The sequence below is a fragment of the Pseudomonas sp. Pseusp88 genome (assembly GCF_047303955.1).
Lineage (GTDB): Bacteria > Pseudomonadota > Gammaproteobacteria > Pseudomonadales > Pseudomonadaceae > Aquipseudomonas.
Genome location: NZ_JBGLYM010000014.1, coordinates 121104 through 147607, shown reverse-complemented (window position 1 = coordinate 147607; position 26504 = coordinate 121104). Strand labels below are relative to the sequence as shown.

The 26504-nt window shown below is 60.4% G+C and carries 28 protein-coding genes and 2 pseudogenes; 16 read left to right on the top strand and 14 right to left on the bottom strand.

Annotated elements, in window-relative coordinates:
* The first annotated feature begins 156 nt into the window (after positions 1 to 156).
* The 5 genes from pcaQ (at position 157) to pcaC (ending at position 4561) form a co-directional block, all read left to right on the top strand.
* Positions 157 to 1071, top strand: a complete 915-nt coding sequence (pcaQ, locus tag ACCD02_RS18590) for a pca operon transcription factor PcaQ (protein WP_413304788.1) — start codon at positions 157 to 159, stop codon at positions 1069 to 1071.
* Positions 1072 to 1299: 228 nt separating this feature from the next.
* Positions 1300 to 2019: a protocatechuate 3,4-dioxygenase subunit beta gene (gene pcaH / locus ACCD02_RS18585; RefSeq protein ID WP_413304785.1), complete on the top strand. Its 720-nt coding sequence runs from the start codon at positions 1300 to 1302 to the stop codon at positions 2017 to 2019.
* Positions 2020 to 2029: 10 nt separating this feature from the next.
* Positions 2030 to 2617: a protocatechuate 3,4-dioxygenase subunit alpha gene (pcaG, locus tag ACCD02_RS18580; protein WP_413304783.1), complete on the top strand. Its 588-nt coding sequence runs from the start codon at positions 2030 to 2032 to the stop codon at positions 2615 to 2617.
* Positions 2618 to 2795: 178 nt separating this feature from the next.
* Positions 2796 to 4166: a 3-carboxy-cis,cis-muconate cycloisomerase gene (locus tag ACCD02_RS18575; protein WP_413304780.1), complete on the top strand. Its 1371-nt coding sequence runs from the start codon at positions 2796 to 2798 to the stop codon at positions 4164 to 4166.
* Positions 4163 to 4561, top strand: coding sequence for a 4-carboxymuconolactone decarboxylase (gene pcaC, locus ACCD02_RS18570; protein WP_413304777.1), 399 nt, complete (start codon positions 4163 to 4165; stop codon positions 4559 to 4561). The genes ACCD02_RS18575 and pcaC overlap by 4 nt, the downstream gene beginning before the upstream one ends.
* A 362-nt stretch (positions 4562 to 4923) precedes the next feature.
* Here the strand turns inward: pcaC and ACCD02_RS18565 are convergent, their stop codons facing one another.
* The 4 genes from ACCD02_RS18565 to ACCD02_RS18550 all read right to left on the bottom strand — a co-directional run bounded on the left by ACCD02_RS18565 (position 4924) and on the right by ACCD02_RS18550 (position 8455).
* Positions 4924 to 5628, bottom strand: a complete 705-nt coding sequence (locus tag ACCD02_RS18565) for a hypothetical protein (RefSeq protein ID WP_413304775.1) — start codon at positions 5626 to 5628, stop codon at positions 4924 to 4926.
* 141 nt (positions 5629 to 5769) lie between these two features.
* Entirely contained in the window at positions 5770 to 6663 is an 894-nt protein-coding gene (locus ACCD02_RS18560) for an XAC2610-related protein (protein WP_413304772.1), read from the bottom strand.
* Positions 6660 to 7394 carry a hypothetical protein gene (locus ACCD02_RS18555; RefSeq protein ID WP_413304769.1) on the bottom strand — a complete coding sequence of 245 codons (735 nt, stop codon included), beginning with the start codon at positions 7392 to 7394 and terminating at the stop codon, positions 6660 to 6662. Before ACCD02_RS18555 ends, ACCD02_RS18560 begins: the two co-directional genes overlap by 4 nt.
* Before the next feature lie 173 nt (positions 7395 to 7567).
* On the bottom strand, positions 7568 to 8455 hold the full coding sequence (locus ACCD02_RS18550; protein WP_413304766.1) for a LysR substrate-binding domain-containing protein: 888 nt from the start codon (positions 8453 to 8455) through the stop codon (positions 7568 to 7570).
* Positions 8456 to 8612: 157 nt separating this feature from the next.
* Between ACCD02_RS18550 and ACCD02_RS18545 the strand changes: the two genes are divergently transcribed.
* Complete coding sequence (locus ACCD02_RS18545) at positions 8613 to 9254, top strand: hydrolase (protein WP_259108766.1); 642 nt, start codon at positions 8613 to 8615, stop codon at positions 9252 to 9254.
* Positions 9255 to 9328: 74 nt separating this feature from the next.
* Here ACCD02_RS18545 and ACCD02_RS18540 read toward each other — a convergent pair whose 3' ends face one another.
* Positions 9329 to 9550 (bottom strand): hypothetical protein, encoded by a 222-nt coding sequence (locus ACCD02_RS18540; protein ID WP_259108764.1) that lies wholly within the window; start codon positions 9548 to 9550, stop codon positions 9329 to 9331.
* A 186-nt stretch (positions 9551 to 9736) separates the two neighbouring features.
* On the opposite strand from ACCD02_RS18540, the pseudogene ACCD02_RS18535 reads away from it, so the two are divergent.
* Positions 9737 to 10513 (top strand): annotated as a pseudogene (locus tag ACCD02_RS18535) (PAS domain-containing protein); the annotation flags it as partial.
* 81 nt (positions 10514 to 10594) lie between these two features.
* On the top strand, positions 10595 to 11050 hold the full coding sequence (locus ACCD02_RS18530) for a methyl-accepting chemotaxis protein (RefSeq protein WP_409034000.1): 456 nt from the start codon (positions 10595 to 10597) through the stop codon (positions 11048 to 11050).
* A gap of 214 nt (positions 11051 to 11264) precedes the next feature.
* Here ACCD02_RS18530 and ACCD02_RS18525 read toward each other — a convergent pair whose 3' ends face one another.
* The 3 genes and pseudogenes from ACCD02_RS18525 to ACCD02_RS18515 all read right to left on the bottom strand — a co-directional run.
* On the bottom strand, positions 11265 to 11747 hold the full coding sequence (locus ACCD02_RS18525) for a DUF3828 domain-containing protein (RefSeq protein ID WP_413304762.1): 483 nt from the start codon (positions 11745 to 11747) through the stop codon (positions 11265 to 11267).
* A 68-nt stretch (positions 11748 to 11815) separates the two neighbouring features.
* Complete coding sequence (locus ACCD02_RS18520; protein WP_413304760.1) at positions 11816 to 12412, bottom strand: hypothetical protein; 597 nt, start codon at positions 12410 to 12412, stop codon at positions 11816 to 11818.
* A pseudogene (locus ACCD02_RS18515) lies at positions 12409 to 12885 on the bottom strand (methyl-accepting chemotaxis protein); the annotation flags it as partial. The gene ACCD02_RS18520 and the pseudogene ACCD02_RS18515, both read right to left, overlap by 4 nt.
* Positions 12886 to 13914: 1029 nt before the next feature.
* On the opposite strand from ACCD02_RS18515, the gene ACCD02_RS18510 reads away from it, so the two are divergent.
* Entirely contained in the window at positions 13915 to 14502 is a 588-nt protein-coding gene (locus tag ACCD02_RS18510; RefSeq protein ID WP_413304757.1) for a LysE family translocator, read from the top strand.
* Between the two features lie 14 nt (positions 14503 to 14516).
* Here the strand turns inward: ACCD02_RS18510 and ACCD02_RS18505 are convergent, their stop codons facing one another.
* The 3 genes from ACCD02_RS18505 to ACCD02_RS18495 form a co-directional block, all read right to left on the bottom strand.
* Positions 14517 to 15350 carry an AraC family transcriptional regulator gene (locus tag ACCD02_RS18505; RefSeq protein WP_413304754.1) on the bottom strand — a complete coding sequence of 278 codons (834 nt, stop codon included), beginning with the start codon at positions 15348 to 15350 and terminating at the stop codon, positions 14517 to 14519.
* A 239-nt stretch (positions 15351 to 15589) separates the two neighbouring features.
* Positions 15590 to 17023, bottom strand: coding sequence for a PLP-dependent aminotransferase family protein (locus tag ACCD02_RS18500; RefSeq protein WP_413304752.1), 1434 nt, complete (start codon positions 17021 to 17023; stop codon positions 15590 to 15592).
* Between the two features lie 25 nt (positions 17024 to 17048).
* Complete coding sequence (locus ACCD02_RS18495; RefSeq protein WP_413304750.1) at positions 17049 to 17954, bottom strand: LysR substrate-binding domain-containing protein; 906 nt, start codon at positions 17952 to 17954, stop codon at positions 17049 to 17051.
* A 114-nt stretch (positions 17955 to 18068) separates the two neighbouring features.
* Here ACCD02_RS18495 and ACCD02_RS18490 point away from each other — a divergent pair, with 114 nt between their 5' ends.
* Positions 18069 to 18827 carry an SDR family NAD(P)-dependent oxidoreductase gene (locus ACCD02_RS18490; protein ID WP_413304747.1) on the top strand — a complete coding sequence of 253 codons (759 nt, stop codon included), beginning with the start codon at positions 18069 to 18071 and terminating at the stop codon, positions 18825 to 18827.
* Between the two features lie 124 nt (positions 18828 to 18951).
* Here ACCD02_RS18490 and ACCD02_RS18485 read toward each other — a convergent pair whose 3' ends face one another.
* Positions 18952 to 19263 (bottom strand): RcnB family protein, encoded by a 312-nt coding sequence (locus ACCD02_RS18485; RefSeq protein WP_413304745.1) that lies wholly within the window; start codon positions 19261 to 19263, stop codon positions 18952 to 18954.
* Between the two features lie 171 nt (positions 19264 to 19434).
* On the bottom strand, positions 19435 to 20337 hold the full coding sequence (locus tag ACCD02_RS18480) for a LysR substrate-binding domain-containing protein (protein ID WP_413304742.1): 903 nt from the start codon (positions 20335 to 20337) through the stop codon (positions 19435 to 19437).
* 218 nt (positions 20338 to 20555) lie between these two features.
* On the opposite strand from ACCD02_RS18480, the gene ACCD02_RS18475 reads away from it, so the two are divergent.
* The 5 genes from ACCD02_RS18475 to ACCD02_RS18455 are packed head-to-tail and all read left to right on the top strand — an operon-like array spanning position 20556 to position 25011.
* On the top strand, positions 20556 to 21401 hold the full coding sequence (locus ACCD02_RS18475) for a transporter substrate-binding domain-containing protein (protein WP_413304740.1): 846 nt from the start codon (positions 20556 to 20558) through the stop codon (positions 21399 to 21401).
* 12 nt (positions 21402 to 21413) lie between these two features.
* Positions 21414 to 22076: an amino acid ABC transporter permease gene (locus ACCD02_RS18470; protein WP_413304738.1), complete on the top strand. Its 663-nt coding sequence runs from the start codon at positions 21414 to 21416 to the stop codon at positions 22074 to 22076.
* A gap of 7 nt (positions 22077 to 22083) precedes the next feature.
* Positions 22084 to 22761 (top strand): amino acid ABC transporter permease, encoded by a 678-nt coding sequence (locus ACCD02_RS18465; protein ID WP_413304735.1) that lies wholly within the window; start codon positions 22084 to 22086, stop codon positions 22759 to 22761.
* 10 nt (positions 22762 to 22771) lie between these two features.
* The gene (gene argH / locus ACCD02_RS18460) at positions 22772 to 24274 is read left to right on the top strand and encodes an argininosuccinate lyase (RefSeq protein ID WP_413304732.1); all 1503 of its coding nucleotides are present in this window, start codon (positions 22772 to 22774) and stop codon (positions 24272 to 24274) included.
* On the top strand, positions 24271 to 25011 hold the full coding sequence (locus ACCD02_RS18455; RefSeq protein ID WP_413304730.1) for an amino acid ABC transporter ATP-binding protein: 741 nt from the start codon (positions 24271 to 24273) through the stop codon (positions 25009 to 25011). The genes argH and ACCD02_RS18455 overlap by 4 nt, the downstream gene beginning before the upstream one ends.
* Positions 25012 to 25116: 105 nt before the next feature.
* Here ACCD02_RS18455 and ACCD02_RS18450 read toward each other — a convergent pair whose 3' ends face one another.
* Positions 25117 to 25974 carry an SDR family oxidoreductase gene (locus ACCD02_RS18450; RefSeq protein WP_413304728.1) on the bottom strand — a complete coding sequence of 286 codons (858 nt, stop codon included), beginning with the start codon at positions 25972 to 25974 and terminating at the stop codon, positions 25117 to 25119.
* 89 nt (positions 25975 to 26063) lie between these two features.
* Here ACCD02_RS18450 and ACCD02_RS18445 point away from each other — a divergent pair, with 89 nt between their 5' ends.
* On the top strand, positions 26064 to 26501 hold the full coding sequence (locus ACCD02_RS18445) for a winged helix-turn-helix transcriptional regulator (protein ID WP_413304726.1): 438 nt from the start codon (positions 26064 to 26066) through the stop codon (positions 26499 to 26501).
* The last annotated feature ends 3 nt before the right edge of the window (positions 26502 to 26504 follow it).

Here is a 26504-nt window from a genome sequence, read left to right as displayed (position 1 = left end):
AAAACCCCCCGTTTTTTTTCCCCCCCGTCCCGCTCTCTCTCTAAATCCCCCCCCCAACCCCGGGGGGTCCCCCTAAACAACTCCCCCCCCCCACCCGGCTTGTTGTACGTTTTGCGCCTCTATAATCTCGCCACACAGCTCGTGCGTGAGGCGCCCTTGAATATCGATACCCGCATCAAATTCCGCCATCTGGTGTGTTTCCTCGAAGTGGCGCGCCAGGGCAGTCTGTCCCGGGCGGCGGATAAGCTGGCGATCAGTCAGCCGGCCTTGTCCAAGGCGCTCAAGGAGCTGGAAAGCCTGCTGGAAACCAGCCTGTTCACCCGTAGCAAGCAGGGCGCGGCACTGACCGAGGCCGGCGTGGCGTTTCTGCGTTTTGCCGGGCCGAGTGTGCAGTCGTTGCGTGAAGGGGTCAGCAGTTTGCGGTCCGGTGAGCACGATCCGGTCACCGCTCGGCTGGGGGTGCTGTCCACGGCTGAAAGCCTGTTAGTGCCGGAGGTGATCAAGCGTCTGCATGAGCGACATCCGGCCTTGGTGGTCAGCGTCATGACCGGGCCGAGTGCCTATCTGCTGTCGCAGTTGCGCGTTGGTGAGCTGGACCTGGTGGTGGGGCGTATGACTGACAGCCCGCAGATCCAGGGCCTGGCCTTCGAGCATCTGTACAGCGAATCCATGACTCTGGTGGTGCGTGCCGGGCATCCGCTGCTGGCTGCTCCGCCGCGCCGCGAGAGCCTGGAGGAATACCCCATGGTCCTGCCACTGGCCGGGACCACGATCCGCAAGTTCGCCGACAGCCTGTTCGTCCAGTACGGTATCAACCCGCCACGTCAGCGCCTGGAAACCCTGTCCCTGAGCCTTAGTCGCCGTTATGTGCAGTGCAGCGACGCGGTGTGGATCGCGCCGTTGGACGCCGTGCTGGAAGAGCTGCACACCGGCCTGCTGGTGGAATTGCAGCTGGGGATTCGTGAACCGGGCGGTTCGGTGGGGTTGTGCAGCAACCCGGCGCTGCCGCTGTCACGGGCGGCGCAGTGGTGTGTGGATGAGTTACGGGCGGTAGGCGCGATGTATCAGTAGGGCTGGAAACTCGGGCAATGTGGGACCGGCTTTAGCCGGGAAGGCGTCGTGACGGGTTGAAGACATGGAGCGATCTTGCGGGCCTCTTTCCGGCTAAAGCCGGTCCCACAGCCGTCAACCCATAACCATATGGTTATGGAATGAGCTGTTAATTTCAATTTTCGCCAGCTGGCCGGCGCGGGAGACTCCACCGCAGCTACGCCCCACATTATAAAAACGGAGAACATCATGTCTGAAGCGGACCACAGTCGCTTTGTCATTCGTGATCGCAACTGGCACCCCAAAGCCCTGACGCCTGACTATAAGACCTCGATCCTGCGCTCGCCACGCCAGGCCCTGGTCAGCATTCCGCAATCGGTTAGCGAAAGCAGCGGCCCGGATTTTTCCCATCTCAAACTCGGTCGGCATGACAATGACCTGCTGCTGAATTTCAATCATGGCGGCCTGCCGGTGGGTGAGCGGATCATTCTGGTGGGGCGCGTCTGCGACCAGTATGGCAAGCCGGTTCCCCATACTCTGGTGGAGATGTGGCAGGCCAACGCCGGTGGTCGCTACCGGCACAAGCGTGACGCCTACCTGGCGCCCCTGGACCCGAATTTCGGCGGTGTCGGCCGGGCACTGACCGATCGTGATGGCAACTACAGCTTCCGCACCGTCAAACCCGGCCCGTACCCCTGGCGCAACGGCCCCAACGACTGGCGCCCGGCGCATATCCATGTGTCCATCAGCGGCCCGTCCATTGCCACGCGGCTGATCACCCAGCTGTATTTCGAAGGCGACCCGCTGATCCCGCTGTGCCCGATCGTCAAGTCCATCGCCAACCCGGACGCCGTGCAGAGCCTGATCGCCCGGCTCGACATGAGCATGGCCAACCCGATGGACAGCCTGGCTTATCGCTTTGACATCGTGCTGCGCGGCCAGCGCCAGACCCACTTCGAAAACCGCTGAGGACTGCCCCATGCCCGTACAACTCTTGATGGAAACCCCGTCGCAGACGGCCGGTCCTTATGTGCATATCGGCCTGGCCCTGGAAACCGCCGGCAACCCGCCCCGGGAGCTGGAAATCTGGAACGAAATGGCCAAACCCGGAGCTCCCGGTGAACATATCCTGCTGCTGGGCAATGTCTACGACGGCAATGGTCACCTGATTCGCGATGCTTTCCTTGAGTTCTGGCAGGCTGATCACAATGGCGTGTATGACCCGGCTTATGACCCTGACAAGCCCTTCAACGGCTTCGGTCGCACCGCCACTGGCGACGATGGCCTGTGGACCCTGAAGACCATCAAACCCGGGCCGATCAACAACGCCGCCGCTCATATCAACGTGTCGTTGTTTGCCCGGGGTATCAATATTCATCTGCAGACCCGCCTTTATTTCGACGATCAGGCCCAGGCCAATGGGGTCGACCCGGTACTCAACCTGATCGAACAACCGGCTCGTCGGGAAACCCTGGTGGCGCGGCGTTGCGAGGTCGATGGGCAATTGGCCTACCGGTTCGATATCCATATGCAGGGTGCGGCCGAGACCGTTTTCTTCGATTTCTGATGGGCGGACCTGTAGTCGTGAATTGTGGGGGCGGATTCATTCGCGAAAGCGGTATGACAGACGATACAAATGCGTCGGATGTACTGGCCTCTTCGCGAATGAATTCGCTCCCACAGAGTACGACTCGACAAAACGAGCTTATTCAGACTGTTATGTGTCGTTCAACAAGAGCACCTCAATGAACCGACCAAGCAATCAACTGTTCGACAGCTATTTCACCCAGGCCAGCATGCGCGAGGTGTTCTGCGATGCCGGGCGGGTGCAGGCCATGCTGGACTTCGAGGCGGCCCTGGCCCGTGCCGAGGCGCGGGCAGGTGCTATTCCCGAATCCGTAGTGGCTGATATCGCCGCAGCCTGTCGGGCTGAGCTGTTCGATTTTGCAGCCCTCGGCGTCGCCATCGGCAGTGCGGGAAACTCGGCGATTCCACTGGTCAAGGCCCTCGGCCAAGAGGTCGCGGCGCGCAGTCCGGAGGCCGAGCGTTATGTGCATATGGGCGCGACCAGTCAGGATGTCATGGACAGCGGACTGGTCCTGCAATTGCGCCAGGCCATCGTGCTGATCGAGCGGGATCTCGAACAACTGGCCAATAGCATGGCCAGCCAGGCCCTGCGCTACGCCGATACACCCCTGGCCGGGCGCACCTGGCTGCAACAGGCGACCCCGGTCACATTGGGCATGAAAATCGCCGGTTGGCTGGGTGCACTGACTCGCCATCGTCAACGCTTGCAGGAACTCAAGCCGCGGCTGCTGAGCCTGCAATTCGGTGGCGCGTCGGGCAGTCTCGCGGCGCTGGGTGAACAGGCGCTGCCAGTGGCCCAGGCGCTGGCCGAGACACTGGGGCTGAATTTGCCTGAGCAGCCCTGGCATACCCAGCGCGACCGCCTGGTGGAATTTGCCAGCCTGCTGGGCATGCTCGCCGGCAGCCTGGGCAAGGTTGGCCGGGATATCAGCCTGTTGATGCAGACCGAAGTGGGCGAGGTATTCGAGCCTTCTGCACCGGGCAAGGGCGGTTCCTCAACCATGCCGCACAAGCGCAATCCGGTGGGCGCGGCGGTGATGATCGGCGCCGCGACCCGGGCGCCCGGGCTGGTCGCCACCCTGTTAGCGGCCATGCCCCAGGAGCACGAGCGCAGCCTGGGCCTGTGGCATGCCGAGTGGGAAACCTTGCCGGAGTTGTGCTGCCTGGTGTCCGGTTCGTTGTATCAGGCCTTGCAGGTGTTGCCCGAGTTGCAAGTCGATGCCCGACGCATGCGCGACAATCTGGAGGCCACCCGGGGCCTGCTGCTGGCCGAAGCCGTGAGCATCGCCCTGGCCCGCCTGATCGGCCGGGATGCGGCCCATCATCTGGTCGAACAATGCTGCCGCCGTGCGGTGGAGCAGGGCGCGCATCTGCGTGACGTCCTGGGGGATAACGCCGAGGTCAGCGCACAGCTCTTGCCAGAGGAACTGGATCGCTTGCTGGATCCGGCCCATTACCTTGGCCAGGCCCGCGAGTGGGTCGCGCGCGCCGTGGCCGAACATGAACGTTTACAGGGGAATGCCGCATGAACGAAGACGAACGCTACGCCGCTGGCATGCAGGTACGCCGGGCGGTCCTGGGTAATACCCATGTCGATAACAGCCTGAAGAAGCTCACGCCGTTCAACGAAGAATTTCAGGAAATGATTACCCGTCATGCCTGGGGCGACATCTGGACTCGTCCCGGCCTGCCGCGTCACACACGCAGCCTGATCACCATCGCCATGCTGATCGGCATGAACCGCGAAGGCGAACTGCGCCTGCATCTGAAGGCGGCCAAGAACAACGGCGTGACGCGAGACGAGATCAAGGAAGTGCTGATGCAGAGTGCGATCTACTGCGGCATTCCGGCGGCCAATGCATCGTTTCACCTGGCCGAGGAATTGTGGGATGAGGTGGGGGTGGAATCGCTAAGCGACGTGTGATTTTTAGTCTCCCTGGAACGGGGGAGGAGTTGAGAACCCTGTGGGAGATTCTATGTTTGCTGTAAAGCCAGAGCAGCCCCTTCGCGGATGAATCCGCTCCCACAGATCCGACGATATGCACGCGCTACTGTGGGAGCGAATTCATTCGCGAAAGCTTTATTCCGGACGCCGCCAATGTGTTGGATGTATTGGCCCCTTCGCGGATGAATCCGCTCCCACAGATTCGATGATATGCACGCGCTACTGTGGGATTTATCCGCGAAGACGGTATTCCAGGCAATAGAAATGCAGTGCCTGTATCGGGCCTCTTCGCGAATGAATTCGCTCCCACAGAATTCGCTTCCAGATAAATGGGCGCGAACTTACTGCTGAATCGCGCCGTACCCTTCAAACGCCGTCTGCTGCTGAATCGCCGTGATGATGTTTTTCAGGGTAGCCGGGTGCTCGGCGCCGGTGTTGTCGGTAAAGGTCGGGGTTTGCAGTTCGGCCTGATCGTCTTCGCCGACGAAGCTGAAACCGAGGAATTCGAAGACGCTGCGGTCAGCCAGAGGCTTGGCTCGCGCCGACTTGAGGGTCACGGTGATCACTTCTTCGCCCTTGGTCAGGGTGAACACTTCGTTTTCCTTCTTCGGGCGTGACGCTTTGCTCTTGCCGCCTGTCGGCTCCTTGATCGCCTGATGGGTGTGGTTGAGCACTTTCAGGGCCAGGCCATAGATCAGCTCCTGGAACGCCGGATCGTCCTTGAAGCTGGCCAGGATCGATTGAATCGGGTAGCGCTTGCTCAGGTCTTCAAGGGCAGCGCTGTTGGCGGCTTCGACATCCTTGAGTTGCTTGAGCTGGCCCATCAGTTCGTAGGCCTTGTCATCGTCGTGTTCGTCGTTGGCGGCACGGATGGCGGCGCGCAGATCGCGGATCTGGTCGCTTTCCCGGGAAGTCTGGAAGGCGTCCAGGACCATTTCGGCAATGGTCTTGGCCGGCGCGACATGCTGGGACAAGTGCATGGCGTTTTCGTATTCGGTTTTCGACGAGGCAGGATTAACGGTGTTTTCGGTCGGTGCGTTTTGCATTATTAATCCACTAAAACTTTGACTGAACTGGTTGAACTGAATGAGGTGGGCAACGCGGCAGAGGCCATATTCAGGAGGGGCGCAAATCTAGGGAAATGCGCTGGCCTTGTCAAATCAGCGGGTTACTGGCCAATGGCCGTATCATTGCTCGCCGGCTGCGTCTTCGGGGTTCAGGTCGGCCACCGAAATCCAGCCTTCGATCACGCCTTTTTTCGCGTTGCGGTACAGCACTTTCAGCCACTGTTGGTCGTCGCTTATGCCGGTAAGTTCCAGCCGGTCATCCTTGATCAGATAGCGTTTCGACGGGGCCGTGTCGGGCGTGTCATGCAGGGCCAGGCGGTCGATCGGCACTTTCAGCGTGGCCTTGCCGCCGCCATAGGCGGTGAGGTGTTTTTCAAGGCGCTTACCGTCGGCGTCGAAGCTGCTGATCTCCCACGCCGGGGCGCCGTCCGGGTCTTCGGTGGCGATCTGCATTGGCAGGGTTTCCTGGCGCTGATACAGGTAGACCTGCCCCGTTGGCGCAAAGCGGTAGGTGTCAGTGAACCAGATCGGCCCGGTACGGCAGGCGCTGCTCAACGTTTTCTGTTTGGTGTCCACGGTGACGGCCGACATGGCGTCGCAGTTGCCCTGGGGCTTGCTGTCGTCGGTGGGCAGTTGCAGCGGCGCAAACTGTTTGCTGGCCGGGTCGTAGAGGAATATCTGCGTGGTTTCATTGACCATGCCAACGGGCATTACCCAGGCCAGGTCCTTGCGGCCATCGAAGTTGAAGTCCTCGACTTGCAGGCGCGGCTGCGAGCCGACATCGTCGAATGGCACGACCAGGGTCTGGGGAGCGCCCTTGTCGATGCTGACAATCAGGCTGTTCAGATCGGTCTGTTTGACGCTGGCCCTGGTTCCCGGCGCGACATTGAAGCTCATCGCCTTGATCGGCCTGGCCGTGACATCCGCGTCGGCATCATCATCGGCGAGTGCAGCACAACTGGCGCAAGCCAGGAGCAGCGCGAGCAGGGTCAAACGGGGTTTGCCGAGCATCATTGGAAATTCAACTCTTCAGGCACGTCGTACTGCTTGCCGTTATAACTGAGTTCGGTTTTTTTCAGCTCTGGCTTGTCCTCCGCCTCATTGCAGTCGTCGCCTTTGGGCACGTTATGGGAGGTGACGGTCTTGCTGTCCAGCATGAGTGTGGCGAATCCTTTGCTGGCGTTCTTGCCGATGGACAGGGTGCGGTGGCTGGCGGAGAAGTCGCCTTCGCAATTGCCGTCCCATTCGCCGTTGCTTTCGTTGATCTTCAGGTTATTCAGGACCTTGCGGATTTTCTGGCCTTCTTCAACGTACAGGTTCAGGGCGGTGGCCTCATACGGATTGACCCGGGACGAGCCGGTATAGTCCATGCGCACGCCAAACGCGCGAATACCGGGCGCCAGTTGATAGCGGGCGGTGTCCAGGCTCAGGCTGCGGAACTGGATCGCATCGGAGTTGATGGCACCGCTCTGGTAGACATGGCTCTTTATAGCGCCGGTCGCGGCGTCGGCGCTGAGCACTTCCAGGCCGTAGGTAGCGTCGCCGTCGGCATCACCTTCCTCGACAAAAGCCAGCGCCGCCAGGGTCCGGCTGTCGTCTGCCGGGGACACCTTGCACATCGAGTGCTCGGCATCGAAAGTCAGGGTCGGGTGCAGGGTCTTGGCCCATTTGGGCATTTGCGCTTCGCAATCGGCGAAGGCGAGGGCGGGCAGGCAGAACAGGGCCAGGGCTACAACGCGGCGCATAGGGATTCCTTTACCAGGGCAGATGATGAGGCGGGGGGGATGAGTACCGACATAATGTGGGCTTTTTTACGGGACCGGTTTTAGCCGGGAAGGCAATCTGGCAGGCGATAGAAATGTATCGTTCATACCTGCCTCTTCCCGGCTAAAACCGGTCCCACCAGTGTCCTGATCCCCTACGACGTAGACAGCGATTGAACCAGAAATTCAATGAAGGCCCGGGTTTTTTGTGGGACCCGGCGTGCCGATGGATAAACCGCATTGATGGTAATCGGCGGCGCCTGCCACTCGCACAGTACCGGTACCAGGCGCCCGGCTGCCAGGGCGTCTTCGACGATGAAGTCCGGCAGCAGCGCAATGCCCATGCCGCCCTCTGCCGCCTGGGCCAGCAGATCACCGTTATTGGCATGCAGCGGGCCGTTTACGTGAACGCGCTGGGTTTCCTTGCCGTTGCTCAGTTGCAGACTGACGCCGCTTTGCAGGTAGCCGTAGTTCAGGCACTGATGATGGGCAAGGTCGCCGGGTGACTGTGGTACACCGGCGCGCTCCAGATAGGCCGCAGAGGCCACCATGATCCGTGGCGCCGGGGCCAGCAGGCGTGCGATCAGCGACGAGTCGGGCATGCTGGCGATGCGGATGGTCACGTCAAAGCCGCCACGTACCGGATCCACTTGCTGGTCGCTGAGCACCAGTTGCAGCTCGATATTCGGATGCTGCTGATGAAACAGCGGAATCAGCCTTCCCAGACGGCGCAGGCCGAAAGACATCGGCGCGTTGACCCGCAGCACCCCGCGCAATTCACCGACGCCGTTGCGGGCACGCTGTTCGGCTTCATCGACCGAGGCAATCACCTCCCTGGCAGCTTCGTAGTACTCCGCACCGGCTTCCGTCAGATGCAGGCTGCGGGTGGTGCGCTGCAGTAGTTGTACGCCGATGGCCTCTTCCAGCGCCTGGATCTGCTTGCTCACTTTTGAGCGGGGCATGCCCATGGCCCGTGCCGCTGCGGCAAAGCCATTGGCGCCTACGGTGGCAACGAAGGCGCGCATGCAATCAATGCGATCCATGACTGTCCCTTTTTTGGAATCAATGATTCCCGATTCTATGGAATTGTTTCGAGTATGGCGAGGGCCTAAAGTTGTTTCCAAGCCGGCAAGCACAGCAAGCGCTGCAGCAAGCCAACCCATGATTGAACTCAAGACCGACTGTCAAAAGGAACTCCACATGTCTATCCGCGAACTGCTGAACCCGACCAACTCCGCTCTGATCCTGATCGACCACCAGCCACAGATGTCCTTCGGCGTGCAGTCCATTGATCGTCAGACCCTGAAGAACAACACCGTGGCCCTGGCCAAGTCGGCGAAGATCTTCAACGTGCCGACCATCCTGACGTCGGTGGAAACCGAAAGCTTCAGTGGCTATATCTGGCCGGAACTGCTGAGCGTATTCCCGGATCATCAGCCCATCGAACGTACCTCGATGAACTCCTGGGAAGACAAGAAGCTGGTAGAGGCGGTCAAGGCCACCGGGCGCAAGAAGCTGATCATGGCGGCGCTGTGGACCGAGGTCTGCCTTAACTTCCCGGCCCTGGAAGCCCTGGCCGAAGGCTACGAGGTGTATATCGTCACCGACGCCTCGGGCGGCACCACTCAGGAAGCCCACGACATGTCCGTGCAGCGCATGATTCAGGCTGGCGCAGTGCCTGTAACCTGGCAGCAGGTCCTGCTCGAATTCCAGCGCGACTGGGCGCACAAGGAAACCTACAACGACGTCATGGCCCTGGTGCGTGAACACAGTGGCGCTTATGGCATGGGCGTGGATTACGCCTACACCATGGTGCACAAGGCGCCGCAGCGGAAGGTGTAAGACGAGGTGTAATACCCCTGATAAACGACGATGCCGCGATGATTCGCGGCATTGTTCGTTTGGGGACAGCCCGTTCAGGACTCTGAAGGTACGTAATAGCCGCCGCCCGCCGGTGGCTGGCTCAGGCGGGCGGGGCGGCCGACCTGTTTTTCGTCGATGGAGATCATGCCGATGACCTCGCCACTTTCCAGCAGCGCCCATGCAGCCACGGGGTGAATGGATAATTTTCCGCTGTCACAGTCCTTGTGGACGTAGTTCCAACCGGTGCAGGGGCTGATTTGCTTGATGCTTGCCATGGCGGTGCGCCTCAATGAAAACCTCGCTATCGAGCCTAGTCGTCTTTTATGACGGCGCCCCCTGCGAATTATCCGCCGTGACCTAATCTATTCATCAGGCTATCGGTAACTGACCAAAGGTATTCAAATCGTGGGCAGCCGAGCCGATAGCCGAAATCAGGGAATTCAAAAACATAGGGTGTAGTCATGTTCAATAGCCGTTTGAAAAAGGAATTACAGACTCAGGGCTCAGAACTTTTCATGCTTCGGCAATTGCATTCAGGGATGGAGGGCGAAATGCTTTCCATGACCATCGACCCCGACTACCGCGTGACCTCTGTCAACGATCAGTTCCTCAAGGTCCTGGGTTATACCGCCGCGCAACTGCAAGGCAAGCCCCTTGATGACCTTGTACCCGGGTATGTCAAGCAGATGTCCTGTTATAACAACCTGCGCAATGCGATAAGCCGCGGCGAGCACGTCAGTGATCGTTATCGCTTCATCCGGGCCGACGGTGGTCTGGCCTGGTTGCGGGCGATGTGGCAGCCGATCGTGGATGAGCAAGGCCATCTGCTGTATGCGCAGTGCTTTGCCCATGACATCACCGAAGCCGTGGAACTGGCCACCGAGAACGAAAGCTTTATCAAGGCGCTACTGCGCTCCACCGCAGTGATCGAGTTTGATCTGTCAGGCACCATCATCACGGCCAATGATCAGTTCCTGCGCGCAGTGGGCTACAACCTGGCGCAGATCAAGGGCAAACACCACAGCATATTCTGCGACCCCCACTACGTGGCGTCCCAGGCCTACAAGGACTTCTGGGCCACGCTCAATCGCGGCGATTTCGTCTCCGACCGTTTCAAACGAGTCGACAGCAACGGGCGGACGATCTGGCTTGAGGCCACCTACAACCCGGTGTATGACACCAAGGGCCAGCTATATAAAGTCGTCAAGTTCGCCACGGTCGTGACTGACCAGGTCAGCCGCGAGGAGGAAGTCAACGAAGCGGCGAATATTGCTTTCGATATCTCCCAGCAGACCGACGTCAGCGCCCAGCGCGGTGCCATGGTGGTGCAGGACACGGTGCAGACCATGCAGCGTATTTCTGAAGAAATGCGCTCGGCGTCCGATGGCATCAGTGCATTGGGCAAGCAGTCGCTGCTGATCAGCTCTATCGTCCAGACCATCGGCGGCATCGCCCAGCAAACCAACCTGCTGGCTCTCAACGCCGCCATCGAAGCGGCCAGGGCGGGGGAGCAGGGGCGCGGCTTTGCCGTGGTGGCCGATGAGGTACGGCAACTGGCGGGACGCACCAGTGCGGCTACCGAGGAAATTGTCACGGTCGTGCAGCAGAACCAGAAACTGGCCGACGAAGCGGTACGCGGCATGGCCAGCAGCCGCGAGCAGGCCGAACAGGGGCTTGCCCTGGCCAGTCAGGCCGGTGATGTGATCGTGGAAATCCAGGATGGCGCCAAGCAGGTGGTCGGGGCGGTGGGGCGGTTTGCCAATCAGCTCAAATGATTGACATGTGATAACGGCGGGCTGGGCAAGCGAACTCTGTAGGGGCGGTTGTGGAGGGTTATTTGTGGCAGCGAATTCATTCGCGAAGGCGGTGTTCCAGTCGACAGAAACGCATCGATTATACTGACCCTTTCGCGAATGAATTCGCTGCCGCAGAACTTGCCCGCACAAACAGCAGATCAATTCAAATAACAGTGTGTCGCTCGTAGAGCGTTCAATCACCGTCGTACGGATAATCCTTGAGTGTATCGGCCAACGACACCCCTTCCGGCCCGGTCAGGTTGTCCAGTACCCAGCACTGGCTGCTGTTCTTGGTCAGCAACAGGCGTGAGGTCTTGTTCTGCGCCGGTTGCGTCGAGCCTTCCATGACGAAGCTGTATTTCATTTCCACGACGGCTTGCTTGTCGGAGCTGGAAACCACGTCGAACTTCGGCTTTGCCGCTGTGCCGTCTTGGGCGTTCAGCCACGGGTCGGCGTCGATGGCGCAGATATCGCCGGCCTCCTGACACTTCCAGTCGCTCTTGAGCAAGGCCAGCAGGCTGCTGGACAGGTAGTCGGCACTGCCTTTGCCACTGACGTAAAAAGTGTAGTGATTACTGAAGATCCAGCTGGCGGTCTTGACCGGATCCGGCGCCGGACAGGCCATGGCGGCTGTGGAGAGCATCCCGACAAAGGCAATCGCAAAACGTTTAGGCATAGGAGTGGACTCATAAAAAATGACAGCAATGCCATTATTTGCCTACTGCCGAGAAAAAAAAGCAACTGCTATGTGAGATCGGCACGAATGCCATCCAGGCGCTCGTCGATCAACGGCGTCAGCAGGCCATAGCATTCCCTGGCACTGATGCGGATCGGCGTGGCCTTGAGCAGATCCCGCTGCAATCGCTGCAAGGCATCGGCAAGGGCGCGCGGGGCATTCTGCGCCAGGCGTTCATGCAGATATTGCAGCTGGATCAGCATATCCAGCGGGCAGTGTTCATGGGCGGCGGCGCGCACCGACAAGCCGCGCAGCAGACCCAGGTCCTCCAGCGCCCAGCAGCGTTCGGCCAGTTGCGGCGCTTGCAGGGTCAGGGCGCAGCGGCGCAGTTCCAGCTCTTGCAGCGTGCCGAGCAGCGCTTGCAGCAGGCGGCAGTGACCGTTGAAGCTGTCCGGTCTGGCTCGCAGGGCCTGCCAGTCCTGGCGTTGCGAGGCTTCGGGCCATTGCTGCCAGAGTCGGTCGACATGATTGCCCAGGGCCTGGCAACGCTGGCGTGCTTCGCTGTTGGTCTGGCCGCCGAGACCGCGATGCTGCTGCACTCCTTGCAGCAGATCAAGGCCGAGCAAAAGGGCCACACGCAACTCGCGATCAGTGACAGGCATCATGGACGGCTCCGGGTCAGTTGGTTGAGGTAGCCTGTCAGGTCATGCAGCGCGCGGGTCTGGTTGCTCTGCTCCTGAATTGCCGTGTTGACCTGCTGCAACTGCTCGCTGAGGGCGTGATTGGCCTGGCGGTGTTCGCCGAAGGCTTGTTGCATGGCGCTCATCTGTTGCAGGTTGAGCTGACTGTTTTGCGCCAGTTGATCGAGATCGGCCGCCAGCGTCTCGCTTTGCTGGCTGCCGACTTGCAGCAGGCTGCGGTGTTCTTCGACATCCTGATCCAGTTGCCGCACGGCCTGGGCGATGGCGCCCGCGGTGGCGGTGATGTCCTGGGTGGCCTGGTCCGTAGCCTGGGCGAGGTTGCGCACTTCGTCGGCGACCACGGCAAAGCCGCGGCCATGCTCACCCGCGCGGGCGGCTTCAATGGAGGCATTCAGGGCCAGCAACTGAGTCTGCCGGGCCAGCGTGCGAATACTTTCGACGGTTTTTTCCACATCCGCGGTGCGTTGCAGCAAGGCCTCCACGGCCTGTGCGGTACTGCCCAGACTGTGTTGGATGCCGACCATGCTGGCGCCTACTTCACGGGCTTGCCGGCAACCGACGTCGCTTTGCCGATTGGCTTCGGCAAAGGCGGCGAGGGCGTCCTGAGCCAGAGCATCGATGCTGTGCAGGGTCTGGTCGATCTGCTCGCTGGCAGTGGCGATCATGGCCAGGCGCTGGCTCTGTTCTTCGCCTTGATCCCGAGCCTGCAAGGTCATCTGCTCGAAGGCTCGGCAGGCGAACTGCACTTCACTGCGCAGGCGCTCGCCCTGGCGTAGTTGCAGGCTGCCCGCCACCAGCAGCGCGGCATTGTCGGCGGGTGTGGCGTTGTTGAGTTGGCGGGCCATCTCCGTATTCCAGAAGGCTTGCAGGCTGCGCCGATAACCGTCGCGCTGCTGCCAGGCCGCAGCGAAATAGAACAGTACCGCCAAGGTCGCAGCCATACCTGACAGATAACCGCTGGTCCCCAGTCCGCAGGCCAGCAGAGCGATGGCCAACGGCAGCCAGGCGCCGCCGTCGAGCCTGTCGAACAGACAGATCCCTGGTTGCAGCGCAAGACTGGCCCATGAGCGGCATGCAGGGTGAGCCGAGCGACGTGCAGGGCGTTCTACGCGAACAGGCGAGGCCCCTGCGAGGTTTTGTTGAGCTGACATACGGACTCCATTTTTCGTGCACAAACAAAAACGGCGTACGCTCCATACGCCTCAGTGCACGAGGCACTGGGGAGGGGGAGCGGACGCCGTTGTCCGTGTAGCCTTGAAATTGATGAACAGGCTGATGCAATAACGTTGCCAGCGCCGATTCTGTGGGGATTGCGCTGGTTTTTCAGGTTAAATGGCGTTATGCCATGCCCTGTCATGGTGCCTGAGCTCGCTCTCGGCACAGCATTGGGTGATTTCCTTCAATACGTCCGTGAGCCGGGCTTTTACCTTGGGCTGGTCATTTCCGACCAAGGGGCAAGGTGATTCATGAACGTATTTATCTCGATGGCGGCCTTTGCGCTGGCCGCATCCATCACACCGGGGCCGGTGAATATTGTCGGTCTGAGTGCCGGTGCCCGCTACGGCTTCTGGCCAAGCATGCGCCACGTCATGGGCGCGACTCTGGGTTTCATTGTGCTGTTGGTGCTGGCCGGTTTTGGTGTGCATGAGGTGCTGTTGCGTCTGCCATTCATGGTCCAGGTCATCCAGTGGGGAGGCGCTGCGTTTCTGTTGTACATGGCCTGGAAACTGGCCAGGGATGATGGTCAGCTGACGATCAGCGAAGCCAGCCAGCGACCTTCGATGTTGCAGGGCGCAGTCATACAGTGGTTGAACCCCAAGGCTTGGCTGGCTGCAGTGGCGGGCATGGCGCTGTTTGTCGCTGATGGTGATGCCGTGTTGATCTGGCAGTTCGCGGCGATCTACTTCGTCGTATGTTCCCTGTCATTGGCAAGCTGGGCCTACGTTGGCACTTTCCTGCGCCAGTATCTCGATAACCCCAAGGGCATGCGCCTGTTTAACCGGGTCATGGCGGTGCTGCTGGTGGGGTGTTCGGCTTCGTTGTTCGCTTTGTAGCGCGCAGCGCAAGACTACGGCCGATATTGCCCAGGCGTCGCCGCCAGATGCTTCTTGAACACCCGCTGGAAGTGCGCCTGGTCGGCAAAGCCGGTTTCCAGGGCGATATCGGCGATCAGGCGGCCCTGACGCAGTTGTTCGCGGGCGTGCTGGATGCGGCGGTTGGTCAGGTAGGCATGGGGCGTCATGTGGTAGCGCGCCTCGAAGCTGCGAATAAGGTAGGAGGGTGACAGGCTGGCTGCGGCGCAGATGTCCTCGAGCTTGATCGGCTGGCGGAAGTTGTCGTCGATGTATTCGGCCGCGCGCTCAATGCGTGATGGCAGCTTGCCCGGACGTTGAGTCGTGCCTCCAAGTCTGTGTTGCATGTCGGTGAAAAAGCCGATGGCCGTAGTGTGTTTGTGCAGGGTGTCGGCCTGCGGGTCGGCAAGGGTAGCGAACAGATGATCAAGCCTGCGAAACAGCCCCGTATCCTGGCTATGGGTGGCGGCCAGGGGTGTGAAGCCGTTATTGCGATCAAGGCCTGCATCGTGTTGCAGGGCGGTGAGCCACTGAGTATCGATGTAGAACATCATATAGGACCATGGCTGATCGTCGGTGGGATTGCAGGCATGCACATCGCCAGGGTTCATCAGCACCACAGTACCGGTATCGATCCGTTGCCGGCTTTTTTCGTGCAGGTAGGTGCTGTGGCCGTGGGTAATGGCGCCGATGGAAAAGAACTCGTGGGAGTGGCGGCTGTAGCAGACCTTGCGACCGTCCTCGATGGAGCGGGCCTCGATAAACGGCAGGGCGTTATCGCGCCAGAAATATGGGGCGTCGCAGGGGTGTTGCGGGGCCACACTGTTCATGCCGTATTGATCCGTAGAAGTTCTCGAGGCGGTTGTCGTTCAGCATACATTGGACTTGAAGGCGCCGGATTGCTGAGCGCAGGAGCCGCCTTGGTGATGATCGAGTGCGAAGCGCTTGCGATAGCGTCGGAGAATGATCCTATGCCATCGCCAGCAAGCCGGCTCCTACAAAATCGCATTTCAAATCATTGAATCGAGTTGTGTTTGAACGCACGGAGTGGTAATCGCAGGAGTCGAGATTAGCCCATTGCTTCGAGTATTTCACGCAGGCGATCCAGCGCCGGGTCGATATCCAGGGTTTCGATGGCGCCGAAGCCCATGATGAGGCCGGGGCGAACTTTTGCGTCCTGATAGAAACCCGCCAGGGAATACAACCCAAGCTCGGCCTCCCGGGCACGCTTGACCAGTTGCTCCATATCCACGGCGGTCTTGCTCAATAGCGCGACATGGAAGCCCGCCGTGGATGGTACGGCGTTGAACCAGGGGGCGAGGTCGCCGTTGACCCGGGCCAGAATCCGCTCGCGGCGCCCGGCATAGACACCGTGACAACGACGAATATGTTTGTTCAGCGAGCCTTCGTTGATGAACTTGGCCATGGCCCATTGCGGCAGGATGCTGGTGTGCCAGTCGGTCAATTGCTTGGCGTGGACCACGGCGCTGAAAATTGCTTCCGGCAGGATGACATAGCCCAGGCGCAGCTCCGGCAGCAGGGTCTTGGAGAAGGTGCCGACATAGGCGACCACCCCATGTTGGTCCAGGCCCTGCAGCGAGTCGGTGGGGCGGCCTTCGTAGCGGAATTCGCTGTCGTAGTCGTCTTCGATGATGATTGCGCCGACCTGCCGGGCCTTGTCCAGCAGGGCCTGGCGCCGCGCCAGGCTCATGGGCATGCCCAGTGGCATCTGGTGCGAAGGCGTGACGTAGATGAAGCGCGCATCATTGGCAATGTGCTCGACCTGAATCCCTTCGTCGTCCACCGGCACGTTGCTGATCTTCGCGCCGAGGGCGTCGAACAGCAGGCGCGCCGGACTGTAGCCGGGGTCCTCCATGGCCACGGTGCAGCCGGGTTCGATCAGGACCCGGGCAATCAGGTCCAGGGCCTGTTGCGCGCCGTTGCACACCAGTACGTCATCGGCCGTGCACTTGACCCCTCGGGCGAAGGCGGCATGCCCGGCGATGGCAGTACGCAGTTCGGCCACGCCCTCGGGCTGGCTGTAGAAACCCCGGCTCTGGGTCATCTGCCGCAGGGCGTAATGGGTGCAACGGCGCCAGTCGTCATGGGGAAACTGGCTGCGGGTGGTGGCGCCGCCGATAAAGTCCCAGCGCAGCACATCCCGGCGCAGCGGATGGCGCAGGGGCATGGACAGGTTCTGCCATTTTTCCAGGATCGCCGAGCTGTTCAGGTCCCCCATGGCCTGGCGCTTGGTTGCGGGCTTGCTCAGGGCGTTGACAAAGGTGCCGCTGCCGACCTTGCCCAGCAGAAAGCCTTCGTAGGTCAGGCGGCTATAGGTGTCGGAGACGGTCTTGCGCGACAGGTTCAGTTGCATGGCCAGCAGGCGACTCGGCGGCAGCTGCGTACCGGCGGCCAGGCGCCCGGAATGAATGGCGTCGCGCAGTTGTTCGTACAGCTGATTCGCCAGGTCCTTGCGGCCGGTGATGACGATATGCAATTCCATGGTTATTCCGTTTCTTGCGTCGGATTCATAACGGCTGATTGTGCGCTTCGAGCAGGGCCTGGAGCCAGTCCATGAACACCCGGCAGCGTTCCGGCAGATAGCGGCGATGAGGGTAGAGCAGGGAAACGCGCATCGGCGCCGGACGAAACTGCGGCAGGACTTCGATCAGGGTGCCCTCGGCGAGCAATCTGCGCACGCCCATCAGCGGTGCCTGGACGATTCCCAGATGGCCCAGACAAGCGGCCTGATACGCTTCGACATTGTTTACCGTCACGCTGCAGGGCATGGCAACCGTCCGGGTGCGGCCATCGAGGTCATATTCAAAGGCCGCTGTGCCTGAGCCAAAGGCCAGTACGTAGTGAATCAGCCGGTGATGTTGCAAGTCGTCCAGGGTCTTGGGCACGCCCCACTGTGCGGCATAGGTACCACTGACGCAGTTGACCATGGGCAATTCACCCAGACTGCGGGCCACCAGAGAGGTATCCGGCAGTTCGCCGACCCGCAGCACGCAATCGAAGCCCTCGCGGATCAGGTCAACGCGGCGGTCGGTGCTGCTGATTTCCAGGTCTATCTGCGGATGCCGGGTGAGAAACTCGCCCAGGCGCGGCATGACGATATTACGCGCTACGGCCGTTGGCATATCCACGCGCAGGCGACCGCTGAGTACGGCATCATCCTGACGAAACAGGCCTTCAAGTTCATCCATCTGCGCCAGCATATCCTTGCTGCGTTCATACAGCACCTGGCCATCGGGGGTGGCCTGGACCTTGCGCGTGGTGCGTTGCAACAGGCGGGTACCGAGCAGGCTTTCCAGGCTCTGGATATGTCCCGACACCGTTGAACGTGGCAGGCCCAGGGCTTCGCTGGCCAGACTGAAACTGGACAACTCGGTGACACGAACGAAGGAGCGCAGCAGTTCGAGCTTGTTCATTGCATGGATTGTTCGGTTTAATCGACCATTCATTTCGGTTTGTGCGGGTTTATCCTGCCGCTGCCGGACAATAGACTTTTCCTCGACAACTGCCTACCCCACGAGGAAAAACTCATGACTCGCAAAATTGCATTGATTACCGGCGCCAGCCGCGGCCTGGGCAAGAGCATCGCCCTGCACCTGGCGGCCCAGGGCGTGGATATCGTCGGCACCTACCAGAGCAAACAGACTGACGCGCTGAGCGTCAAGGCCGAGGTTGAAGCCCTGGGTGCCAAGGCCCATATGCTGCAACTGGATGTCGGCGACAACCAGGCGTTTGCCGGTTTTACCGATCGGGTAGGCGACGCGCTGATTGCGCTGTCGGGTGCTGCCCGCTTTGATTTCCTGATCAACAATGCCGGGGTCGGCCTGTACGGCAGCGTCACTGAGACCACCGAAGAGCAATTCGATCAGTTGATGAATATCCACTTCAAAGGTCCGTACTTCCTGACGCAGAAGCTTCTGCCTCTGCTCAAGGACGGTGGCAGCATCATCAATATCTCTACGGGCCTTGCACGTTTCAGCCTGCCGGGCTATTCGGCGTACGCCTCAATGAAGGGTGCTGTCGAAGTATGGACCCGCTATCTGGCCAAGGAACTGGGACCACGCAAAATCAACGTCAACAGCCTGGCACCTGGCGCCATCGAGACCGATTTCGGCGGTGGTCACACCCGTGACGATGCCAATATCAATCAGCACATTGCCGGGATCACGGCCTTGGGGCGTGCCGGTCTGCCGGATGATATCGGCGCGGCGGTGAGCATCCTGCTGGGCGAGGGCGGACGCTGGATTACCGGGCAGCGGATCGAAGCGTCGGGAGGGATGTTTCTCTAACCAATTGTGAGAGCGAATTCAGTCGCGAAAGCGGATTTTCAAGCGATGAATTTATAGCGCATGTACCGGCCGCTTCGCGGATGAATCCGCTCCCACAATGTCATTGTCACACGGTCAGGGCGGATTATTTCTTGACCGGAACGATTTCCAGAATTTGCCCATTGGTGATCTGCAACAGCACATAATGGGCGTCCAGGCGCACCCACTGGCTTTCCTTCTCAGGTTGTTTCAGGCCTTTGGCTTTCCAGTTCTTGATAGCTTCGCCTGGGCGCTGGTATTTCTGCGGCGCACGGTCGCCTACTTTCAATTCATGGGTGGTGCTGCTGGAGGCTTCCGGCACGGTGGGTTCGGTCGGAGTCTGGGCGAGGGCGGTTACGCTGACGGCGCTCATGCAACCGGCCAGAGCCAGGGCTGCGATCAGGGATTTTTTGTTCATTGGAACTCCTTGTTGAGAAAACGCGCTCGGTGCGTGTTAACTATCCGACCTTCCTCGCAACAAATCATTCCCCCAGCCACGATGCGTAGGAGCTGCCGAAGGCTGCGAGCCACTCAACACTGCTTTCGCAGCCTTCGGCAGCTCCTACGAGATTTCATTTCAACCTGTGGATCACTGCCAATTCTTGGCAGCCGCCGTCAACATCTCCTCAGTCAACTGAGCAAAGCGCTGGGTCAGCAGGCTTAGCGGGCGATCGGCCGGCAACAAGAGGTAGGTCGAGAAGCGAATCTGCGGGCGAAATGGTCGAATCTCGATGCCGGTATGCAAGTGTTCCTGGGCCACCATGGGGCTGACGATACTGACGCCCAACCCCAGTGCGACCAGTGAGCAGACTGTCGCGGCATGAGGTGTTTCCAGGTTCAATTTGCGATAGGCCTTGTCGTTGGGAAAGGCACGGTCGACCCGCGCTCGCGAGCCGTCGTTCTGCGACAGGGAAATGAACTCCTCGCCCTTGAGATCTTCCGGGCTGACGTCGCTCAGGGCGCTCAGGCGATGGCCTCGGGGAAACACGCAGACACCCGGCACATCGCACATCATCCGGCTGATCACCCCCGGCATTCCCTCCGCCACATAAGACGCCAGCCCCAGATCGCAGAATTGCGAGGCGGCCCAGTGCGCTACCGTCGGCGAGTCATTGGTATGGATCGAGATCGCCACATCCGGATTCTGCTGGCGAAAGCGCTGGATCACCCTGGGCAATACAGTGTGGGTCAGCGAAGGCACGGCGGCGATGCGCAAGCGCCCGGTGCCGCCACGGCGGATGTTCTGCGCAGACTGCTCGAGGCTGTGCAGGCCGATGAACGCCCGCTCTACATCGGCGAACAACGCCGCGCCCTCGTCGGTGGGCAGAAGGCGGCCGCCAACCCGCTCGAATAACTTGAAGCCGCTACTGCGCTCCAACTGCGCAATCAACCGGCTGATATTAGGCTGAGAGGTATGCAGGGATTCCGCTGCGGCCGTCATTGAACCGCTCAACATCACGGCACGGAAAGCTTCGACCTGTTTGAAGTTCATGATGGGCCATATCAATTTGGTATGGATGACTACTGTATTGTCATTTGTTGGCATGAGCCAGAGGCTTTATAACTGTTTTCGACATCGACGTAACCGCAGAGACGGACGCGATGCTTCTCTAACGCTGCTACTGCTCTTCTACAGATCTGCCCTTGATATTCATTGTGTTGCGCAGTGCCTTCGGGCCGCGCGGCGCTGATAGTTAACCAGGAGGCATCATGTCGTTTTCTTTCAAGATCCTTGGCAACGCATTGGCGTTTTCGTGTCTGTCCCTGGCCGCTGTGGCGCAGTTGCAGGCGGCAGCGCTTCCCGCGGTCCCCGCTGAGATAAAAGAAGCCGGGCAATTACGTGCCGGTGTGCGTTGCGACCAGCCGCCCTACGGTTTCCAGGACAATAACGGTGAGTTCGCCGGGGTCGAAGTGGAGATGTCGAAACAGATCGCCCTGTGGGCCCTGGGTTCGAAAGACAAGGTGACTTTCACCTGCGTCACCGCCGAGAACCGTGTGCCGCAGCTGATAGGGCGAAAAGTCGATTTCCTGATCGCCACCCTGGGCGTTACGCCGGAGCGTCAGCGGGTCATCGACTTCACCACGCCTTATCGCTGGGGCGCCAGTGATGTGGTGGTAAAGAAAGACAGCCCGATCAAGAAAATCGCCGACCTCAAGGGCAAAACCCTGGCCACTCTCAAGGGCTCGGTGCAGGCCAAGTGGTTCGAGGACCATATGCCTGACGTCACCACCCTGCGCATGAACAGCGCCGCCGATGCCTTGCAGACCTTCCGCCAGGGTCGCGCCGACGCCTACACCCATGACGCCGCAACCCTTGTGGTGGTCGCCGACAACGACAAGGACGCGCGCCTGCTCAACGAGCCGTTCCTGATTTCCGATGCGGCCATCGGCGTGCGCAAGAATGACGAGCAATGGCGCGACTACCTGAGTGCGGCCGTGGCGCGCATGCATGAAGAAAAGCTGTTTCGCGGTTGGGTGCAGCAGTACGTGCCGGCGAATATCCAGAGCTACTACCTGAGTGTCTTCGAGCAGGCCAAACCTGCTGAAGCCCTCTGACGGTCGTCTTCCATGGACTTCGATTTCAACTACCTCTGGGCGCAGTGGCCCGCGCTGCTCGATGGTGTGCTGATGACGCTGCGGGTGTCGCTGTTGGCGATCACCTTCTCGTTGCTCATCGGCGTGCTGGGCGGCGCGGCCCGAGTGATGAATGTGCCAGTGGTCAAGCAGCTGGTGGAGCTGTACGTCGAGTTGATCCGCAACACGCCGATCCTGGTGCAGTTGTTCTTCATTTTCTACGGCCTGCCCGCCATCGGTCTGGAATTGTCGCTGTTCTGGTCCGGGGTGCTGTGCCTGTCGCTGTGGGCAGGGGCCTACCAGATTGAAAACATGCGTGGCGGACTGGCAACGGTCGAGCATGGCATGCGCGAAGCGAGCATGGCCCTGAGCTTGAAGCCAAGTCATTACTTCTGTCTGGTGGCCTTGCCGATTGCCTTTCGTACCAGCTTGCCAGCTGTGCTGAACACGGCGATTTCCCTGCTGAAGAATTCGTCCTACTTGCAGGCCATCGGCCTTGCCGAGCTGACCTTTGTCGCGGTGGATCGTATCGCCACGGATTTTCGCGCCATCGAGATGTTCAGTGCGATCTGCGTCATGTACCTGACCCTGGTGGCGATCCTGGCGTTGTTGACCGGGCGTCTTTCAGCTCATCTGCAACGGCCGTTCCGGCAGTGAGGCTGACATGAATTTTCTCATCGAAAACTGGGGCTTCGTCTCCAAGGGTCTGTGGATGACCCTGCGCCTGGCGCTGGTGGTGTTGTTGTTCACCACGCTGATTTCCACGGTGTTTGGTGTGCTGGCGACCGTGAAGAACCGCCTGCTGTTCTGGACCATCCATGGCTATGTCGAGCTGTTCCGCTCGATCCCGCTGATCGTCAACGTGTTCTTTATCTTCTTCGGCGCACCGATGCTCGGCCTGGACCTGAGCCCGTTCGCTGCGGTGACCACCGGCCTGACCCTGTGGGGCAGTGCCAACGGCATCGAGATCGTCCGTGGCGGCCTGGAGTCAGTGGCCCGTCATCAATGGAAAAGCGCCTGGGCCCTCGGGTTGCGGTCCTGGCAAATCTACCTGTACGTCATCGCGCCACAGTCGATGCGCGCGATTCTGCCGGCCTACACCGGGTTGCTGACCATGCTGGTGCAGGCCACATCCCTCGGCGCGCTGGTGGGTGTCGGCGAATTCCTCAAGGTCGGCCAGATCATCATCGAACGCGCCACGGTCATGACCGGTGTCAGCCCGGCGTTCAGCGTCTATGGCCTGGTGTTGCTGGTCTATTTCGTCATCTGTTCATTGCTGAGCTGGCTCAGCCGTTATCTCGAACGCCGCCTGGGTCGCCCGGCGAAGCGCGCCACTATTTAAGGGGTTGAACATGCAAGAATCCAAAGTCAGTCGCCGTCTGAAGGAAACCACCGCCCCGGAGGTCAACGAGTACATCTATCGGCCGCGTCTGGAAGGCTTCTCCGATGGCTTCGATAACCTGGGCAACGTCAATAAGGCGCATATTGTCATGCTCTCCGAGCAGGGCCTGATTCGCGGTGAGCATGCGGCAGTACTGGCCAAGGGCGTACTGGATATGGAGGCAGCAGGGCCTGGCGCAGTTACCCTCGATCCTTCACGCGAAGACGCCTACTTCAACTATGAAGCGCACCTGATCGAGTTGATCGGCACCGATATCGGCGGGCGCCTGCACACCGGGCGCAGCCGCAACGATATTCTCGCGACTCTCGACCGCCTGCGTTGCCGGGAGGTATTGCTGGACCTGATCGACGCGCTGATCCAGGTACGCCAGACCGCCGTCGACAATGCCAACAAATACGCCGACGTGGTGATGCCCGGTTACACCCACTTGCAACCGGCGCAGCCGATCACCTACGGCTATTACCTGTCGGCGGTGGAGCAGGCCCTTGAGCGCGACTGCCAGCGCCTGACCCAGACCCTGGCCAGCATGAACCAGAGTCCTTTGGGCGCTGCGGCCTTTGCTGGTACGCCGTTTGCCATCGACCGGGCGCGGACCGCTGAATTGCTGGGTTTCGATGGCTACCTGGACAACGCTCTGGACGCCGTGGGCTCGCGGGATTTCATTCTGGAAAGCCTGTCGCACCTGAGCCTGTTGTCGGTGTTCTGGAGTCGTGTGGCCCAGGACTATTTCGTCTGGAGCACCAACGAATTCAGTCTGATCGACTTCCCCGACAGCGTCGCGGCAACATCAAGCATCATGCCGCAGAAGAAAAACCCCACGGTGCTGGAATACCTCAAGGGCCGCAGCGGGCATATCGTGGGCCTGTTGATGGGGGCAAGCATCACCATCAAGGGCAGCAACTTTTCCCATACCGGCGACGCCAATCGCGAAGGGACCCGGGGCTTCTGGGAAGCGGCGGAGGAAAGCCTGCGTTGCCTGAAGCTGCTGGATCTGGTGTTGCGCACGGCCACGCCCAATGTCGAACTGGCGGTGAAACGCGCCGGCGAGGATTTCTCCACGGCGACCGGTCTGGCCGACCTGATCGTGCGCGAAGCCGACCTGTCGTTCCGCGAGGCTCATCATGTGGTCGGAGGTGTAGTGCGCATGGCCATGGATGCAGGCCTGCCTGCGCATCAGATCGATTCGGCCATGGTCGACGTCTGCGCCCTGGCGCAACTGGGTCATGTCTTGAACCTGCCGGCGCAAAAGGTCCGTGATTGTCTCGATCCGACCGCCAATGTGCAGGCCCGTAACTCCTCTGGTGGCCCGGCATTGACTTCGTTGCAGCCGAGTCTGTTGCGTGCCGCTGGCCGTATCGCTACGCAACGTCAGGCCAATCAGGCCCGTCGTGAGCGTCTGGCCACAGCCCACGACCGTCTGCAAGCCGCAACCCGGGCGCAGGCCGGGCTATGAGCACCATACTGAAGGTGCGCGGGCTGCATAAACACTTCGGTGAACACCACGTAGTCAAGGGCGTGGATATGGATGTCAACGAAGGCGAGGTGGTGGTGATCATCGGCCCCAGCGGTTCCGGCAAATCGACCTTTATCCGCTGCCTGAACAGCCTCGAAGAGCCTACCGGCGGCAGCGTGGTGATCGGCGGCGGCAATTCGGTCAAGGCCGGGGACCGCAAGGCTTTGGCAAGGCTGCGGGAAGAGGTGGGCATGGTGTTTCAGGATTACACCCTGTTCCCCCATATGACGGTCATGGCCAATATGATTCTGGCCCCGGTCAAGCTCAAGCGTGCGAGCAAGGCCGAAGCACAGGCCACCGCGCTGGCATTGCTGGAGCGAGTCGGCCTGAGGCATAAAGCCGAGGGCTATCCCTCGGAGTTGTCAGGTGGTCAGCAGCAGCGGGTCGCTATCGTGCGGGCGCTGGCCATGAAGCCCAGGTTGCTGCTGTTCGACGAGCCGACATCGGCTCTCGATCCGGAAACCGTCGGCGATGTACTCAATGTCATGAAGGGCCTGGCGGCGGAAGGCATGACCATGATCGTGGTCACCCATGAAATGGGCTTTGCCCGGGAAGTGGCGGATCGCGTGGTGTTTTTCGACGGTGGCAAGATAGTCGAAACAGGCCCGCCGTCGCAGATATTCAGTGCGCCAAAGGAGGCGCGCACGCGGCAGTTTTTGCAGAGTGTCCTTCATTAGATATTTGTTGGAGCGAGGCTTGCCCGCGAATAAATGTCCGGGCGGTAGAGATGTATCGGACCTACCGACCTCTTCGCGGGCAAGCCTCGCTCCAACGGATGTTCGTTACTTCGGCAGGGCTGCCGCCACACTCGCCGACAACGGCGCAGTCGCGCGGCCGATCAGTTTGCTCAACTGACGGCTGTCATCGAACAGTGCGCCTTTTGCCGCCGCTGCATCGGAGTTCGCCAGCAGTTCGGCAAACGCTTCCGGCAGACCGGCACCCAGCAGCGCGCCCTTGAATTCGGCTTCCGGCAGGTCGGTATACACCACCGGCTGGCCGGATTGCTTGGCAATCAACGCAGCGAAGTCGCTCAGGGTGTAAGCGTCGTCACCGGCCAGCTCATAGACCTTGCCCGCCTGGCTGTCGTCGGAAGTGAGCACGGCTGCGGCAGCGCCAGCGTAGTCCGCACGGGCAGCCGAGCTGATACGACCGTCACCGGCACTGCCGAAATGCGCGCCATGGGCCAGGGCCGAGGGCACCGAGGCGGCGTAGTTTTCGTGGTACCAACCGTTGCGCAGCAGGGTGAAGGGCACGCCTGAGTCGCGCAGGTAGTTTTCGGTCTGGCGGTGTTCTTCGGCCAGGCCGAGCGCTGAAGTATCGGCATGCAGCACGCTGGTGTAGGCCAGCAGCTTGACCCCGGCGCGCTTGGCCGCATCAATGACCGTGCGGTGCTGGGCAAAGCGCTGGCCGAGTTCATTGGAGGAAATCAGCAGGACTTTATCGACGCCCTCAAGGGCGCTTTCCAGAGTGGCCGGATCGGAGTAGTCGGCTTTGCGCACGATGACACCCAGAGCAGCCAGGTCGCTGGCCTTTTCCGGACTGCGCACGGCGGCGACAATCTGTTTGGCAGGAACGTTCATCAGCAGTTGCTGGATAACAAGACGGCCCAGTTGGCCGGTGGCGCCTGTGACGAGGATCATGAATGTTGTCCTTTTGTGTCGTTCGGAAAGAGACGCCAGCATAGACAAGGTGCTAACCTTTCGTAAGTACGTACAAAAAGGTTAGTGTCATGAGCGATAACGAAGCAACAAGGCAGCCCTATATTTCAACCTTACTGGACGCTGAGTCCGCCAGGGCCGGTTTTCTCCTGGCCAGCGAATGTCCGTCCCGGGTAATCCTCAGTCATGTCTGCAGCCGTTGGGGCGTGCTGGTGTTGGTGGTATTGCGCAGTGGCATGCATCGCTTCAGCGAACTGCGCCGCAAGATCGGCGGGGTCAGCGAGAAGATGCTGTCCCAGACTCTGCAGAATCTGGAGCAGGACGGCTTTGTCGATCGCCGCTCGCTGCCGGTGGTGCCGCCCCATGTCGAATACCGCCTGACGCCCATGGGCGAGGAAGTAGCCTTGCAGGTCGACAGCCTGGCCTGCTGGATCGAAAACAATCTGCCGCGCATCATGCAGGTCCGCGAGGCCCACGAGGATCGCGAGCCCCTGGACGCGGCATCCTGATCC